The sequence below is a fragment of the Streptomyces sp. Y20 genome, assembly GCF_043195475.1.
Taxonomy (GTDB): domain Bacteria; phylum Actinomycetota; class Actinomycetes; order Streptomycetales; family Streptomycetaceae; genus Streptomyces.
The window spans coordinates 177,735-193,583 of record NZ_JBIDDP010000010.1; the positions used below are offsets into that span (position 1 = coordinate 177,735).

Here is a 15,849-nt window from a genome sequence, read left to right on the forward strand (position 1 = left end):
GTGGTGGGCGATCAGTTGGCGGCCGGAGAGCCGAAGTAGCGGGCGTTGGCGGCGGCGACGGCGTCCCAGTCGGCGTCGTGCGCGAAGCGGATGACGTCCCAGCGGGCGTTGAACAGGCGGTCCTCGGCGTCCTCGTCCCGGAAGGTGTCCTGCTCTGTGTCCGGCAGGTCCACGAAGACCGCCACGTTCACGCCCGGCAGGCGGTACACGTAGTCGGGGGTCGCCATCGCCTCGGTGAGGAAGGAGCCCGGTTCGTCCGGCAGCCGCAGGCCGCGCGCCTTCGCCCAGCCCAGGAAGTCACCCTGAGCCGCCAGCTCGGCCGCCGATGCCGCCTCTACCGATGCCCCGACCGCCGCCTCGACCGGCGTCGGCTCGGCGGTGGGGGAGGCCTGGTCGAGCAGCCGCCGGTACTGCTCCGAACGCGACTCGCCGCGCGACTCCCGCCGGGCCGTCGCCGTCGCGAACCGCACCAGCAGGTCCCGCACCGAGTGCCGGTTGATGAGGGCGTGGTTGAGCTGGTTGCCGTACGTCAGCAGGCACTCGTAGCAGCCGAGCGCGCACGGCCGGTCCGGGTGCGGGCCGCCCTGGTCGGTGCCGTCCGCGCCGAAGTGGCAGATGTCCAGGGCGCGTACGGCCGCCTTCGCCAGGGCGTCCTCCTCGGCCTGGAGGCGGCGTAGCACACCCGCGCCGCCCTCGGCGGCCTCCGTGAACAGGATGCGGTTGCGGGGACCGTCGTCCGGCGGCAGCAGCTCGCTGGACAGCTCGGCGTCCTCCAGCTCGAACGCGGCCTCGATGCCCCGCTCCAGGGCGTACATCAGGGAGAGCGCCACCGGTTCCGGCAGCGGCTCGTCCAGGGTGACGACGAGGATGTTGCGGCGGTCCTCCACGTACGGGATGACCCGCTTCTTGCGGCGCCGCTCGTTGCCGTCCGCGTCGATCACAGGCAGCTCGCTGGAGTCGCCGGACGCCTCGGAGGCGTCCTTGTCGTTCATCCAGCGGCCGTCCGCGAGGTCCAGCCAGTACCCGGCCGGCTCGTCGTTCTTGGCGCGCACCCGGCCGGTGTTGGTGATCCGGACGGTCGCCGAGTCGCCGTACGCCACGTCGGCGAGGGGCGCGCCCGAGGCGTCGGTGACCGCCGCGTCCAGGCGGCCCTTGCGGGTGCCGTGGTCCTGGAAGCGGTACGACGTCTCCAGCTTGAAGCCGGCGCGGCGCCGCTCCTCCTCGTCGGACGAGATCCGCTCACGCCGCGTCGTGTACACGGTGTGCAGGTGCAGCAGGCCGTACGTCGCCGCGCCAAGCGGCTCGTGGCACATGGCGCAGCGGTCCTCCAGCTGCTCCGGATCGTGGTGGTAGCCGCAACTCGCGCAGCGGCGGGCCTCGCTGGTCGCCAGCTCGCCCGAGGAGTCCGGCGGCAACTGGATGCGGGTCACCTGGTAGCGGGCGCCTTCGTGGTAGATCAGCGCGCCCGGGCCGAACTCGCGGATCGCGAGGAAGCGCGGCCGCTGGAGGTAGTCCCCGTCTCCACGGCGGCGGCCGACGGTCGGGATGTACGCGGCGAGCGGGAGCCGCGGGAAGCTGTAGCCGGGCAGGAAGCCCTCGGACGCGAGATAGCGGTACGGGTTGAAGTCGGAGAGGACCGACTTGCTGTCGGCGCTCTCGTTCATCAGCAGATTGAGCTGCGTCTCGGCCTCACGGCGGCGGGCGTTGGCGCGGACGCGGTCGCCCTCGGTGAGGCTGTAGTCGAGGCGGCGCCTGTTCTGGATGTACTGGTCGTCGAGCGCGGAACGGAAGAGCTGCCGCCAGCGGTCGAAGGCCCGGTCGAAGCGGGTCGCCACCGTCCGCACCCGGTCCTGGATCCAGTCGTCGTGCCACCACGTGGTGTCGGCGAAGTCGGGCAGGAGCGGGCCGAGGACGCGCAGGGCGGCGTCCACGGTACGGCGCCGGGCGCTCTCGTCGAGGGAGGCCGCGAGGATGTCCGGCAGCAGCTCCAGTGCCGGGTTCGGACGGTCACCCGTGTCCGGGTACGACACGTCGAGCACCTCGGGGACGGCGCGGCCCAGCTTCAGGCCGGCCTCCGCGATCCAGATGCCCTGCAGGTGGGAGAGCACCAGGTCCTCGTTGGCGAGGTCCAGACGCGGCGGGGCGACGGCCCCGGCGACCATGCGCTCCGAGCGGCGGAAATAGTACTGGTCGTGGCTGTTTCCCGTCGCGCAATACGTGGTGACGAGGGCGGGCTGGCCGCTTCGGCCCGCGCGGCCCGAGCGCTGCGCGTAGTTGGCGGGCGTGGGCGGCACGTTGCGCATCATCACGGCGTTGAGCTGGGAGATGTCGACGCCCAACTCCATTGTCGGGGAGCAGTACAGCAGCTTCAGCTCCGCCTTGCGGAAGGCCTCCTCGCGCTGCTCCCGCTCCTCAGGTGAGACCTGCGCGGTGTGTTCGCGCGCGAACAGACCGGACAGGGCGCCCGCCGCGTCCTTGTACAGGTCGCGGAAGAAGGTGTTGACGCGTGGGCCGTCACCGCTCTGGTAGGTGCGGGTCAGCGGGTCGTGCGTGCCCCTCTCGCCCCTTCCCGCACGCCACACGAGGGACTGGGCGGCCACGCGGTAGCCCGTGGCGGCCGGGGCGGAGGACCTGCGGTAGCGGCCCGCGCGCTGCGGGGCCTCCGTCACCTCCTTCACCAGGCCCGCCTTGGCCAGGACCTTCAGCAACTCCTCGATGACCAGTTGGAGATCAGCCGGGTCGAGCTTCTTGAACGAGGTGTCCGCACGCCGCAGGTACTTGCCGAACTTGCCGCGTGCCGACAGGAACAGCGCCGAACGGTCCATGCCCGGACGGGACGGGTGCGGATAGGCCGTGCCGACCTTCGGTTTGTCGGCGGCGGACAGCACCCACGGGTCGATCAGCCGCTCCTCGCTCGCCCGCTGGAGCGAGTCGAAGTCGTCACGGAAGTACGAGACGTCGATGGCGAGGGACCGGCGCATCTCGTTGAGCAGCGCCTTCATGACCTCGGCCCGCAGCGCCGGGTCGGCGTCGCGCAGCGCCTCGTGGGTGGCTGCCCACCGGTCCTGCTTGGCCGCCACCCAGTCCAGGTCCTCGTAGCCGATCTCCAGCAGGCCGGTCTGCTCCAGGTTCGGCATCGTGATGCGCCAGCCGCGCTCCAGATCCAGATAGAGCCGGAAGGCGATCACGTCACGGAGGGTCTTGGCGGCGTTGCGGGCGAGGGAGGGCGGAAGATCGCTCTCGCCGGTGTAGTCGGCCGGCTCGATGGCGAGCGCGTTCGTCACCGACGAGGCCAGTTCCTCATGGTGGACGCCGTCCTCGCCCGCGTCCAGAGCCGCCCGGTACAGGGCCCCGCGCAGCTGCGTGATCTGCACGAAGTCGTTGAAGTGACCCGCCTGGAGGGACGCGTCCTGCCGGTTGTCGACGAAGGTGAGGAGCTTGCGCGCCTCCTTGTCCAGCGTTTCCTCCGGCACCGACTTCAGTGAGCGCACCACCGACGCGGAGATCAGCGAGGTCGCGGAGGACCGACCCTCCTGGTCGAGAGTCGCCAGCTTCGCGAAGTCCCGGCCGCGCGTCTGCTCGTACGCGACCCCGCAGTGCAGGCAGAAGAGGAAGGGCGAGGGGACGAACGCGGCCTGGAGTTCGCCGCTCCCTTCGCGGCCGCGCGGATCGACGGTGACGGCACGCGGCACCCGGTCGCGGTATGACTTCTTCACGACCTCCTGGCCCTTGTCGTCCAGCTCCAGCCAGGACTCGGGCAGTCGGCGGTCGTCCACGGCGTACTGGACGTTGGACGGCCACGCCCGCTCGTGGTCGACGTACAGATAGCCGTCGCCCTGCCGGCCGCCCGTCGCGGAGGTGTCCCGGCGCGCCTCGTACCGGACCTCGCCGTCCTTCTCGGTCCGCCACACCGTCAGGTACTCCTGGCCGCACTCCCGGCAGAATGCCAGGGGCATCAGCAACTTGCCCTCGCTGCCCGGCTGTTCGAGTTGGTACGAGCGGGTGAGGTGGCGCGAGAGCTTGTCCTCCAGGGTGACGTACACGGTGTCGCCCTTGGAGAGGAACTGGTGCAGCCGGAACGCGAACAGCGGCCGCTCGGTCACCGGATGGCGCGCCTGCGAACCGGCCTCAAGGGTGGCGCGGATGGCGGCGACGCACTGGTCCTCGGCGACTCCGGACTGCTCGTGCAGCTCCTTCGCCGCTACCTCGATCTTCGTGGGCTGCTGCCGGACCAGTCGCCCGGTGGCGTCGTCGGTGGCCAGGCCGAAACGGGTCTCGATCCAGCGGGCCAGTGGGTCGCGCACGAGATCGTCGTACGCGCGCGGCGCGGCGGGGGAGCCCAGACGCTCGGCGGGAACGACGTCGGGTGTGTCGTGGGTGGCGCGGACCAGGGTCTCGCCGATGACATGCTCAGGGCGCACAGGCGTACCGAACAGGGTGCTCGCCACTCCTGCGACGACCTTCTTCTGGTCGTCGAGCGTGCCCTCCGTCGACATGGTGGCCGACGTGCCGATGCACTGCAGGTCCTGCGCCTGGCAGGCCTCGCGGACGCGGCGGATCAGCAGCGCCACGTCGGCGCCCTGCCGACCGCGGTAGGTGTGCAGCTCGTCGAAGACCAGGAACTCCAGGCCCCGCGCCATCTTGATGAGGCTCGCCCGGTCGGCCGGGCGGGTCAGCATCAGTTCCAGCATCACGTAGTTGGTGAGCAGGATGTCCGGCGGGTTGTCGCGGATCTCCTTGCGCTTCTCGTCGTCCTCCTGGCCCGTGTACCGGGCGAAGGTGACCGGCTCGCGGCCGGCGCCGTAGCCGTCGCGCAGGTACTTCTCCAGCTCCTTGAGCTGGCTGTTGGCGAGCGCGTTCATCGGGTAGACGATGATCGCCCGTACTCGCTTGGGAGCCTCCGGCCCCTCGGTGTCCCGCTGGTGGAGCACCTTGTTCACGATGGGGACGATGTACGCGAGCGACTTGCCGGACCCGGTGCCCGTCGTCAGGACGTACGACGCACCGGAGGCGGCGGCGTCGATGGCCTCGCGCTGGTGCTGGTGGAGAGTCAGCGGACGGCCGTCCGGGACCGTTCCGCCCTCGGTCTTCCTCGCCTGGAAGATACGGGCGCACTCGTCGTGCAGGACCTTCTGCCCGGCGAGCTCGACCACGGTGCCGCCGCCCTGGAAGAACGGGTTCAGCGACAGCCACGGGTCGGGCCATTGTGACTTGCGGTTGAGGTCGTCCTCTACGAACGCCGCGATACGGTCGTCGCGGATGACGGTGCCGCCCTCGGTGAAGGAGCGGTAGTCGCGGATGAGCGTGCGGTGGATGCCGAAGACGTCCATACCCGCGCCTGAGGCGGTGACCGGCGCCGGCTCAGGCTTCGGAGCGGTGGCCGGCCGAGCGGAGGCCTGGGCCGCGGAGTCGCGCAGCGGGCGGGTCGGGTCCAGGGCGCCCCACTGCGGCAGCCGCGCGGTGTCCCCGTCCTGCCCGGCCAGCGGAAGCAGCGCGTCGCGCACGGCCACGGCGTCCGCGGGACGGGCCGCCGGGTCCTTGGCCAGCAGCCGGTCGACGAGCCGGGCGAGCTCCGCCGGGATCTCGCTGCGAATGAGGGTGATGGGCGTCGGCTCTTCGCGCGTGTGCTTGGCGGCGAGGTCGAAGGGCGACTCGCTGGTGAACGGCGGTACGCCCACCAGCATCTCGTAGAGCACACATCCGAGGGCGTACAGATCGGCGGCCTGCGTGACCTGCTTGGCCTCGAACTGCTCCGGAGCCATGTAGCGGGCGGTGCCCACGCTGACACCGGTGCTGGTCAGCCGGGCGTCATCGGGGTCGTCGACGATGCGCCCCATGCCGAAGTCGAGGACCTTGACGGTTCCGCCCTGGGTCAGCATGACGTTGGCGGGCTTGAGGTCGCGGTGGACGACGTCGGCGGCGTGCGCGGCGGCGAGACCGGACGCGATCTGGGCGCCGATGGCCGCGGCCCAGGTGACAGGGAGCTGCCGTTCCTCCGCGATGAGGTCGCGCAGCGTCTCGCCGTGCAGGAACTCCATCGCGAGGTAGGGCAGGCCGTCCTGGTTCTCGGCCACCCCGCCGGCGACGATGCGTGTGAGGTTGGGGTCGTCGAGGCGGCGCATGATGCGCACCTCGCGGGCGAAGCGCCCGGTGGCCTTGGGATCGGCGCCGGTGTCGATCCGCGTGCCCGTGCGGCGGCGCAGGATGGTCTTGACGGCGACCGTGCGCTCAGGGGTGCCCTCGGCGGCCTGTAGATCCTCGGCCCGGTGAACCTCACCCATGTTGCCCTTGCCGACGACACGCCCGATGCGGAACCTGCCGTCCAGCAGCTCCTGGCTCACTGCCGCTCCCCTCGCCCACTGCCGTTCCGTACCGTTTCCGCCCCGCGCCCGAGGCGGGGAAACGGAACGTGCCCCCTACATTCGTCGCGCACTGCTCATCGTGGCAGAGCGGGAGCGCGGTGTCCGCAACCGTACACGAAGTAGCGCACTATCAGAATGCTTTTAGTCCGTTGACATCGTCAACGTTTCCCCCTGCGGTGGACGTTGTCATCGGGGAGGGGGTGGGTGGTGTGGGACACCAGTCGGCCGGCGGGTCTGAGGTGCCAGGCGGCGCGCCGGGGCGGGAGCCCGGCCGAGCCGCCGCGGGTGGCGCGCAGGGGAGCCGGGCGGGCGACGGTCGGACTGAAAGTCGCCCTGGCCGGATCGCTGACCCGCCTGCACCGTGCGGCGGTGGACGGCGCCGTGCCGGAATCCGTGTGTGCGGAGCAGGTCCGCGCGCTGTGGCTCGGCGACATCGAGCGGGAGCGGCTTCGCTAGGGGCTGGCCGGGCTGGGGCTGCCCGTGCTGGGGGCGGTGGCGCATGCAGACGGTGACCGCTCGAATGCGGAAAAGGTTGCATCGTTTCGTAAAGAAATCGTGTCCAGTTCCGCCTTCCCTTCCGGCGGCGTGGTTGGGGTCCTGTTGGGCCGGTATGTGGATGCCGAGGGATATGTGACGCCGCGCGCCCTCGACGGTGCGGCCCGGCTGGCCGGACTCTGCGCGCGGGACGTGGTGGCCCTGCGGGCCGGGGTACGGATTCGGGGCGAGACCATCGCGACCGCCGAGGTGGTGGTGCGGGTCGGGCGGCCCAAGGGGGAGGCGGTCAGAAGTCAGGCAGCCGCCTCGATGGCCGGTGACGATCTCACGGATCTCACCGACGCCGGGGAACGCGAATTCGAGGGCGTTCCGGTGGACGAGCCCTTCCCTCTTTCAAAGACGCCGACCGGAGGCGACCTCACGACCGCAGTGGCTGGGGCGGCAACGCACGGTGCGGGATGCCGGCCTGGCCACCCCCTGCGTCACCCTCGTCGTTGAAAGCTCTGCGCGAGACAGGGCGCCGTACGGGTTGCTGAACAGGTGACTACCGCGTCACCACCGGCGCTGGACGCCCGGGCGACGTGAGTCACGACCAGGCTCCTGCAACTCTGGTGGCACCGCGTCGCCCACTGGTGCGGCGAGGTTGCAGTGGCCGGCGAATCATCACCACGAGGGCTGATAGCCCGTCAGCGAAGTCAGCAATGGGTCAGTGTGAGTCCTGAAACACCTGCGGACAGCTGACCGAAGATGCGAATAGTTGTAGTCTCCGAAGACCGCCCTTGACCTGCAATAGCAGGCAGGGAGCAGACGAATCGGGAGTTTCTTCGTGCTTCGTACCATGTTCAAGTCCAAGATCCACCGCGCCACCGTCACCCAGGCCGACCTGCACTACGTGGGATCGGTGACCATCGACGCCGATCTCCTCGACGCCGCGGACCTGCTGCCCGGTGAGCTGGTGCACATCGTCGACGTCACCAACGGCGCCCGGCTGGAGACGTACGTCATCGAGGGCGAGCGTGGTTCCGGGGTCATCGGGATCAACGGGGCGGCGGCCCACCTGGTCCATCCCGGCGACCTGGTGATCATCATCAGCTACGCTCAGGTCACCGACGCCGAGGCGCGCGAGCTGCGGCCCCGGGTCGTGCACGTCGACGCCGGCAACCGGATCGTGTCCCTCGGCGCCGACCCGTCGGAGCCGGTACCCGGGTCCGACCAGCAGCGCAGCCCCCAGGCCGTCCAGGCCTGACCGGCCGCGAGGATCAGGACCAGGAGCGTGCCCATGGGTGACAGCGAGATTCGCGACGACCGGGCGGCCGGCCGCCTGGAGGCCCTCGGCGGCGGTGAAGTCGTCGGCCACATCGAGTACTTCGTCCTGGAGTCGCCCGCGCGCGCCCTGGTCCCCGTCCACACCATCGTCGAGCCCGCCCACGAGGGCAAGGGCATCGCCGGATCGCTCGCCCGCGAGCTGTACGCCCTGGCCGAGCGCGAGGGCGTCCCCGTGGCCCCGCTGTGCCCGTACGTCGTCAAGTGGGCCGAACGCCACCCCGACGTCGGCCCGCCGGCCGACCCGGAACTCCTGTCGGCCGCGAAGGACTGGCTGCGCGCGCACCCGGGACGGTTCTGAGCGGGCCGGTGGTTTCCCGTGGCGCCGGCCACCCACCTGGACCCGTTCGGTGCCGCCGTCGGGTGAGTGCCGGGGCGGTCGTCGGGTAGGCGGGGGACAAGTCCAGAGGCGACGCTTCGTGACTGCCGGAGGACAACACCGATGACGAACCCGTATCCCGACCCGGTTCCGCCCGGTCCGACACCGGGCCCGACCCCGCCGGATCCGTACCCCAGCCCGGTCCCGAACCCCGAACCGAGCCCCCAGCCCGCCCCGCCGGGCCCCGGTCCGCAACCGGCACCACCCGCGCCGGGCCCCGACCCGGCCCCGCCGCCGGTTCCGCCCCACCCGGGGCCGCCCGGACCACCGGACCCCTCCCCTTCCCCGATCCCGCCGGGTCCGGAACCGGTGCCGAACCCCGAACCCGGTCCACCCCTCACCTGACGGCACCGGCACGCGCCGGCGTCCTGGCGGGCGGGGGGAACCGTGTCGCCCCCCTCGTCAGGCGGGCCGCCCGGTTCGCCGCAGGCGAGCTGTCGGCCTGCGGAGGACGGACGCCGGCCCGCCGTCGCCGGAGAGCCGCCGACCCGCCCCACCGGGGCCGCCCGCCGGCCGCGGTGCGAGCCGCGTCCGCGTCACGGCCGCCGGGCCCCGTCATCGGGGGAGCGGCGGCCGAATCGCCGTCCCACCCCGCCCGTAGGGACCGGGCCCGGCTGGTGGGCGCCGGCTCCGTCCGCGCTCAGCCCCGCGGTCACCCCGCCTGCCGGTACCCACCCGGGCAGCCGGCCCCAGCCAGTACGCGGCATCCCCGTGGGTACGCGGCACCCCGCTGACACACCACCCCGCGAGCGCCCCCCCGTTGACGCGCCCCCGGAGGACCTGCCCCCGAAACATCCCCGAGCCACCCCCTTGAGCAGCCACCCCCCTAAGCCGAAACCTCCGACCGGTCCCCGCCCCACAGCGTGTGGAACGCGCCCTCCCGGTCCACCCGGCGGTACGTGTGCGCGCCGAAGAAGTCGCGCTGGCCCTGGGTCAGGGCGGCCGGCAGGCGCTCGGCGCGCAGGGCGTCGTAGTAGGCGAGCGCCGCCGCGAAGCCCGGGGTCGGCACCCCCTGTCGTGTCGCCGCGACGAGCACCTCGCGCCAGTCGTCCTGCGCGGCGGCGATCTCCCGTGCGAACGTCTCGTCGGACAGCAGGCTCGGCAGGTCGGGCCTGGCGTCGTACGCGGTGCGGATGCGGTCCAGGAAGGCCGCCCGGATGATGCAGCCGCCGCGCCAGATGGAGGCGACCTCACCCAGGTCGATGTCCCATCCGTACTCCTCGCTGCCCGCGGCGATCTCGTGGAATCCCTGCGTGTACGACACGATCTTGGACGCGTACAGCGCCTGCTCGACCCGGTCGGCGAAAGCCGCCGCATCCGCCTCGCCGAGGGGTGCCGGCTTCGGTCCGGCCAGGCCCCGCGAGGCCTCCCGGAGCGCCGCGTGGCCCGACAGCGACCGGGCGAACACCGCTTCCGCGATGCCCGACACCGGCACGCCCAGGTCCAGGGCGATCTGCACGGTCCAGCGGCCGGTTCCCTTCTGCTCGGCCTGGTCGACGACGACGTCCACGAAGGGCACGCCGCCGGCGTCCACGTGGGACAGTACCTCCGCGGTGATCTCGATCAGGTAGGAGTCGAGCCGGCCGGTGTTCCAGGTGCGGAAGATGTCGGCGATCTGCGCGGGGGAGTACCCGGCGACGTCGCGCAGCAGCTGGTACGCCTCGCCGATCAGCTGCATGTCGGCGTACTCGATGCCGTTGTGCACCATCTTCACGAAGTGCCCGGCACCGTCCGGGCCCACGTGGGTCACGCACGGCGCCCCGTCGGCGGCCTTGGCGGAGATCTTCTCCAGCATCGGGCCCAGCGACTCGTACGACTCCACCGACCCGCCCGGCATGATGCTCGGCCCGTGCAGCGCGCCCTCCTCACCGCCGGAGATGCCCGTGCCGACGAAATGGATGCCGTGCTCGCGCAGTTCCCGCTCCCGGCGGCGGGTGTCCGCGAAGTGCGCGTTGCCGCCGTCGATGATCATGTCACCGGGCTCCAGGAGCGGAGCGAACTCCTGGATGACGGCGTCCGTCGGCTCGCCCGCCTTGACCATGACGACCAGGCGGCGCGGGCGCTCCAGGGCCGCCACGAAGTCCTTGGCGGTCTCGGCCGCGACGAAGTCGCCCTCGTGCCCGAACTCCTCCACCAGCGCCTGGGTGCGCGACACCGTACGGTTGTGCACGGCGACCGTGTAACCGTTGCGCGCGAAGTTCCGGGCGAGGTTGCGGCCCATGACCGCCAGGCCCGTGACACCGATCTGCGCTGAAGTGCTCATACCGCCTGCTCCCTGGTTGCCTCGTGACTACGGCTCCGTCAGTACGGGCCCTCGCTCATCCTGACGTGCCGCTACGGCGAGCGCACTTGCGACCCGCCACGCATGTGTACGCGGCGACGGCGCCTTCCGCCTCACTCACCGGCCCGTCTGACCGGGCGGGGGACGTTACCGGCCACTCTCCGGAACCGGGCGGCCGAAATCGCGTCTTGTCATGGCCAGTTCGCCGCACTTACTTTTGCCCCTCCTGACGCACCTTCTGACGCACATCCTGACGCACTCCTGACGCATGCCGAGGGGAATTCGGACATGGCCGCACGCGGCCGGCACCGCCGGTACCAGCCGAACAGGATCAACCGCGCATCACTCACCGTCACGGCGGGCGGTGCCGGCCTCGCGATCCCGCTGGTCGCCGCCGGCACCGCGAGCGCCGCCGACATGGCCACCTGGAACAAGGTCGCCGCGTGCGAGTCCAGTGGGAACTGGAGCATCAACACCGGCAACGGCTTCTACGGCGGTCTCCAGTTCACCCGGTCGACCTGGGAGGCGTACGGCGGCACCCGGTACGCGGCGCGGGCCGACCTGGCCACCCGGGACCAGCAGATCGCCGTCGCCGAGAAGGTCCTCGACGGACAGGGGCCGGGCGCCTGGCCCGTGTGCTCCGGGTCGGCCGGGCTGACCCGCGGCGGCGGCAGCCCCGACGTGCGCACGGAGACCGCCTCCGCCCACCCCACCCGGTCCCGCCCCGTGTCCGGCTCCGTGCGGGACGTACGGCCGCAGACCACTCCGCAGTCCCGCGCGGGCCGCGCCGAGATGTACACGGTGGTGCACGGCGACACGCTCTCCGGCATCGCCGGCGACCACCAGGTGCGGGGCGGCTGGCGCACGCTGTACGCGGGCAACCGCACGACCATCGGTACCGATCCCGACCTGATCGTGCCCGGCCAGCGGCTCAGCCTGAGCGGCACCCGCGCCCGGACCGCGCCGCCCGAGGCTCCGAGGAAGAAGACAGCTCCGCCGCGTCGCACCACGCACCACCCCGGCACGCCCCCGACCCGGCACGCGCTCGTCGCCCCGGTGACCGCGTCCGTCGGCACCGGCTACCACGTGGCCGGTTCCCACTGGTCGAAGGGTTACCACACCGGCGTCGACTTCCTCGTGCCCACCGGCACCTCCGTGAAGGCGGCGGCGGCCGGGCACGTGGTGTCCGCCGGCTGGGGCGGCTCGTACGGCTACCAGGTGGTGCTCCGGCACGCCGACGGCCGCTACACGCAGTACGCCCACCTGTCGGCGATCTCCGTGCGGGCCGGCCAAAGCGTCAGCGCGGGCCAGCGCCTCGGCCGCTCCGGCGCCACCGGCAACGTCACGGGACCGCACCTGCACTTCGAGGTGCGGACGGGGCCGGGCTTCGGCTCGGACATCGACCCGCTCGCCTATCTCCGGGCGGGCGGCGTCAGGATCTGACACGCAGCACGGTGGCGGGCGCGGCACCACTCACTGGTCCGCCGCACCCGCCGCGCGCCGCACGCAGGTCAGGAACCGACGCGCGTGCGGTGCCGGTCCAGAACCGGCAGCGGCACCCGCACGCCCCCGGGCAGCGGCGTGTACGGCGTGGGGAGCGCACCGCCGGGGTCCGTCCCGCTGCCGCCCGGGCCCGGCCCGGGCAGCTCACGCGGTGCCGGCAGCTCACGTGGTGCCGGTCCGGCCGTCCTCGCACCGGGCTCCGCCGTGCGCTGACGCGGTACGACGACGAGCCCTTCCGCCGTGTCCCGCACCGACGCGGCCTCTGCGGACGACGGCGTTCCGGCGACCGCCCCGACACCGGGAGCCGCTTCGGCGGATGCCCGTGCACCCGCTGTCGCTTCGGCGACCCCCCCGGCACCGGGAGCCGCTTCGGCGAACGCCCCTGCACCCGCAGCCGCCTCGGCGACCGGCCCCGCCCCCGCAGCCGCCTCGCCAGGCACCGCTCCGCCCGGCACCGATGTGCCCTCCGTCCGTTCCGTCGTCAGCATGACCAGGCCGCCCGCCGTCACCACCGCGCACGCCAGCGCGAGCACCGTGCCCGTGCTGCCGTGGCGGAACGTCTCGCCGAACAGCAGGACACCCACAGCGGCGGCCAGCACCGGGTTGACGACCGTCAGCGTGGCCAGGGGGGCGGTGAGTCCGCCGCCCCGGTAGGAGGCCTGGGACAGCAGCACGCCGGCGACCGCGAACAGGCAGATCGCCGCGAGCGAGGCCAGGTCGGCCGGGCCGAAGCCCAGGGCCCGGTCCACGGCGACGGTCTTGGTGAACACCGACGACATGCCGAACGCGATGCCGGACGCGGTGGCGAGCAGGACGCTGCGCACGGCCGGATGCCGGTGCGCGGCCAGGCCGGCGCACATCAGGGCCATCACCGCCCCGCCGGTGACCAGGGCGGCCGCCACCCGCTGGGCCGGGGTCAGGGAGTGGGCGCCGGAGGTGCCGACCAGGGACAGCAGCCCGGCGAGTCCCACCGTGGCCATGAGGGCGCCACGCCAGGCCGTGGCGCCCGCCCGGCGGCCGACGCACAGCGCGGCCAGGGGCAGTGCGAAGACGATGGTCAGCGCGCCCAGCGGCTGCACGAGGCTGAGCGGACCGCAGGCCAGCGCCACGACGTGGAGCACGCCGCCGAGGCCGTTGAGTGCCAGCGCGCCCCACCAGCCCGGGCGGCGCAGCGGCAGATACGCCTCGTGCGGGGCGGACACCGCGACCTGTTCCTGCACGATGGCCCCGCCCGCGTAGGCGACGGCGGAGACGAGCGACAGGAGCACGGACAGCGCCAGGGCGCTCATCGGCGTCTCCCCCGCGTACGGCGGGGGTTGGGGACCCGGCGTGACGGGCGGTCGGCTTCCATGACGACCACTCTGCCGGGTGGCGCCGGCCCCGTCGTCGTACCTGAGGCCTCAATACGTCCTACTACCGATGGAGTAGGCACCCGGCGGGTCATCCTCTGGCAGGGTGAGGCAGGATCCGGCCCCGCGCGGCCGGCCCGGGAACGCACCTGGTAGGAGTGCATGTCGTGGACCTCGACCCCGATCTCGCCGCGCTCCGCTCCCTCGGCGGCTTCTTCGTCCTGCGCACCCTCCCGCCTCCGCCTTCGGCCGCGGCCGAAGGCGGCACCGGTCCGCAGCGGCTCCCGACCCTCGCGGAGGCCTACGACGGGGCGGTCCCGGACGGCCGCCAGGACGCGCTGACGCTGCGTGTCGCCACCGTCGGGGCCCGGTTGCGGACCGCCGAACCGCGGGTCGCCGCCTCCCTCGCCCAGCAGGGGCTGGCCGCCCGGCTGTGGTCGGCCGCGCTGGGCTGCGCCGTGCTGTACGGCCGGCTGCCCTCCCTGGACCCGGGGCTGCTGTCCTGGGACCCTCTCGCCTCCGCGCCTGACGACCTGTGGCTCACCGGGGTGCGCACGCTGCCCGGCGACGCGGGCACCGTCGCCGCCGTCGTCCTCGACGCCCACCTGGAACCCCTGGGCGCCGCCCTGCGGGCCCGCTACGGCGTCGCCACCGGCCTCCTGCGGGGCAACGCCGGCAGCGCGCTCGCCGCCACGGCCCGCGAACTGGGCCGCTGGGCCCGCGCCCACGGCCGTACCGACGCCGCGGAACGGGCCCGCGCGCTCACCGGCGAACTGTTCACCCACCCCCTGCTGCGCGCGACCGGTGCCCGCGCCGGCACGGCCTTCCGCCGCCGCAGCTGCTGCCTGTACTACCGCGTCCCCGGCGGCGGACTGTGCGGTGACTGCTGCCTCACCCGCCTCCCGCGCTCTTCCCCGCGCGCCGCATCTGGGTGACCATGAGGGAGAACGTGCCACCGAGACCAAGGGGTTGCCGGGTGCGAGTGGGATTGCTGAGCCGGGAGTACCCCCCGGACGTGTACGGCGGCGCCGGTGTCCATGTCGAGTTCCTCGCCCGCGAGCTGGCCTCGCTGGTGGACCTGGAGGTGCACTGCTGGGGTGAGGGGCGCGGCGACGGTGTCGTACGCCACCGTCCCTGGTCCGCCCTCGACGGAGCCAACGACGCGCTGCGCACCTTCTCCGTGGACCTGGCCATGGCAGCCGCCCTCGAAGGCCGCGAACTCGTCCACTCGCACACCTGGTACGCGAATCTGGCCGGCCATGTCGCCAAGCTGCTGTACGGCGTCCCGCACGTCGTCACCGCCCACTCGCTGGAGCCGCTGCGCCCCTGGAAGGCGGAGCAACTCGGCGGTGGGTACGCCTTGTCGGGCTGGGCCGAACGCACCGCGATCGAGGCCGCCGACGCCGTGATCGCCGTCTCGGGCGCCATGCGGGAGGACATCCTGTCCTGTTACCCGGCGCTGGACCCGGCCCGGGTCCACGTGGTGCACAACGGCATCGACACCCGGCTCTACCACCCCGACCACGGCACCGACGCCCTCACCCGGCACGGCATCGATCCCGGGCGCCCCTACGTCCTGTTCGTGGGCCGGATCACCCGGCAGAAGGGATTGCCCCATCTGCTGCGCGCCGTACGGGACATCGACCCCGGTGTCCAGGTGGTGCTGTGCGCCGGAGCGCCCGACACCCCGGAGATCGACCGGGAGTTCCGCGAGCTGTTCGAGGAGCTGAGCCGGGTCCGGTCGGGCGTGTTCTGGATCCCGCAGATGCTGCCGCGCCCGGAGGTGATCCAGCTCCTGACCCGGGCGGCCGTGTTCGCCTGCCCCTCGGTGTACGAGCCGCTCGGCATCGTCAATCTGGAGGCGATGGCCTGCGGCACGCCGGTCGTCGCGTCCCGGGTGGGCGGCATCCCCGAGGTCGTGGACGACGGTCGCACCGGCCTCCTGGTCGACGTGGACGACGGTTTCGAGTCCGGGCTCGCCCGCGCCCTGGACGCCGTGCTCGGTGATCCGGCGGCGGCCCGGCGGATGGGCGAGGCCGGACGGGCGCGCGCGGTGGGCGAGTTCGGCTGGGACGCGGTGGCGCGCCGCACGGCCGGACTGTACGAGGAGATCCTCAAGGAGGCTTAGTCCGGCTCGCTCGGGGCAACCATGGTTCA

General features: G+C 72.6%; 10 protein-coding genes. 7 read left to right on the top strand and 3 right to left on the bottom strand.

Features of this window, described 5'->3' with window-relative positions:
* Nucleotides 1–11 precede the first annotated feature (11 nt).
* A complete protein-coding gene (locus ACGFT1_RS24895; RefSeq protein ID WP_373911181.1) occupies nucleotides 12–6,341 on the bottom strand; it encodes a protein kinase in 6,330 nt (2,109 codons plus the stop codon).
* Between the two features lie 306 nt (nucleotides 6,342–6,647).
* Between ACGFT1_RS24895 and ACGFT1_RS24900 the strand changes: the two genes are divergently transcribed.
* The 4 genes from ACGFT1_RS24900 (at nucleotide 6,648) to ACGFT1_RS24915 (ending at nucleotide 8,481) form a co-directional block, all read left to right on the top strand.
* On the top strand, nucleotides 6,648–6,818 hold the full coding sequence (locus ACGFT1_RS24900) for a hypothetical protein (protein ID WP_373911182.1): 171 nt from the start codon (nucleotides 6,648–6,650) through the stop codon (nucleotides 6,816–6,818).
* A gap of 36 nt (nucleotides 6,819–6,854) precedes the next feature.
* Entirely contained in the window at nucleotides 6,855–7,355 is a 501-nt protein-coding gene (locus tag ACGFT1_RS24905) for a hypothetical protein (protein WP_373911183.1), read from the top strand.
* A 328-nt stretch (nucleotides 7,356–7,683) separates the two neighbouring features.
* The gene (panD, locus tag ACGFT1_RS24910) at nucleotides 7,684–8,103 is read left to right on the top strand and encodes an aspartate 1-decarboxylase (protein WP_373911184.1); all 420 of its coding nucleotides are present in this window, start codon (nucleotides 7,684–7,686) and stop codon (nucleotides 8,101–8,103) included.
* A gap of 33 nt (nucleotides 8,104–8,136) precedes the next feature.
* Complete coding sequence (locus ACGFT1_RS24915) at nucleotides 8,137–8,481, top strand: GNAT family N-acetyltransferase (protein WP_373911185.1); 345 nt, start codon at nucleotides 8,137–8,139, stop codon at nucleotides 8,479–8,481.
* Between the two features lie 904 nt (nucleotides 8,482–9,385).
* Here ACGFT1_RS24915 and gndA read toward each other — a convergent pair.
* The gene (gene gndA / locus ACGFT1_RS24920) at nucleotides 9,386–10,822 is read right to left on the bottom strand and encodes an NADP-dependent phosphogluconate dehydrogenase (RefSeq protein WP_373911186.1); all 1,437 of its coding nucleotides are present in this window, start codon (nucleotides 10,820–10,822) and stop codon (nucleotides 9,386–9,388) included.
* Nucleotides 10,823–11,128: 306 nt separating this feature from the next.
* Here gndA and ACGFT1_RS24925 point away from each other — a divergent pair, with 306 nt between their 5' ends.
* Complete coding sequence (locus ACGFT1_RS24925; RefSeq protein ID WP_373911187.1) at nucleotides 11,129–12,283, top strand: transglycosylase family protein; 1,155 nt, start codon at nucleotides 11,129–11,131, stop codon at nucleotides 12,281–12,283.
* Nucleotides 12,284–12,351: 68 nt separating this feature from the next.
* On the opposite strand, the gene ACGFT1_RS24930 is transcribed toward ACGFT1_RS24925, so the two are convergent.
* Nucleotides 12,352–13,632 carry a DMT family transporter gene (locus tag ACGFT1_RS24930; RefSeq protein WP_373911188.1) on the bottom strand — a complete coding sequence of 427 codons (1,281 nt, stop codon included), beginning with the start codon at nucleotides 13,630–13,632 and terminating at the stop codon, nucleotides 12,352–12,354.
* 227 nt (nucleotides 13,633–13,859) lie between these two features.
* On the opposite strand from ACGFT1_RS24930, the gene ACGFT1_RS24935 reads away from it, so the two are divergent.
* Nucleotides 13,860–14,627, top strand: coding sequence for a (2Fe-2S)-binding protein (locus ACGFT1_RS24935; protein WP_373911189.1), 768 nt, complete (start codon nucleotides 13,860–13,862; stop codon nucleotides 14,625–14,627).
* A 41-nt stretch (nucleotides 14,628–14,668) separates the two neighbouring features.
* The gene (glgA, locus tag ACGFT1_RS24940) at nucleotides 14,669–15,820 is read left to right on the top strand and encodes a glycogen synthase (RefSeq protein ID WP_373911190.1); all 1,152 of its coding nucleotides are present in this window, start codon (nucleotides 14,669–14,671) and stop codon (nucleotides 15,818–15,820) included.
* The last annotated feature ends 29 nt before the right edge of the window (nucleotides 15,821–15,849 follow it).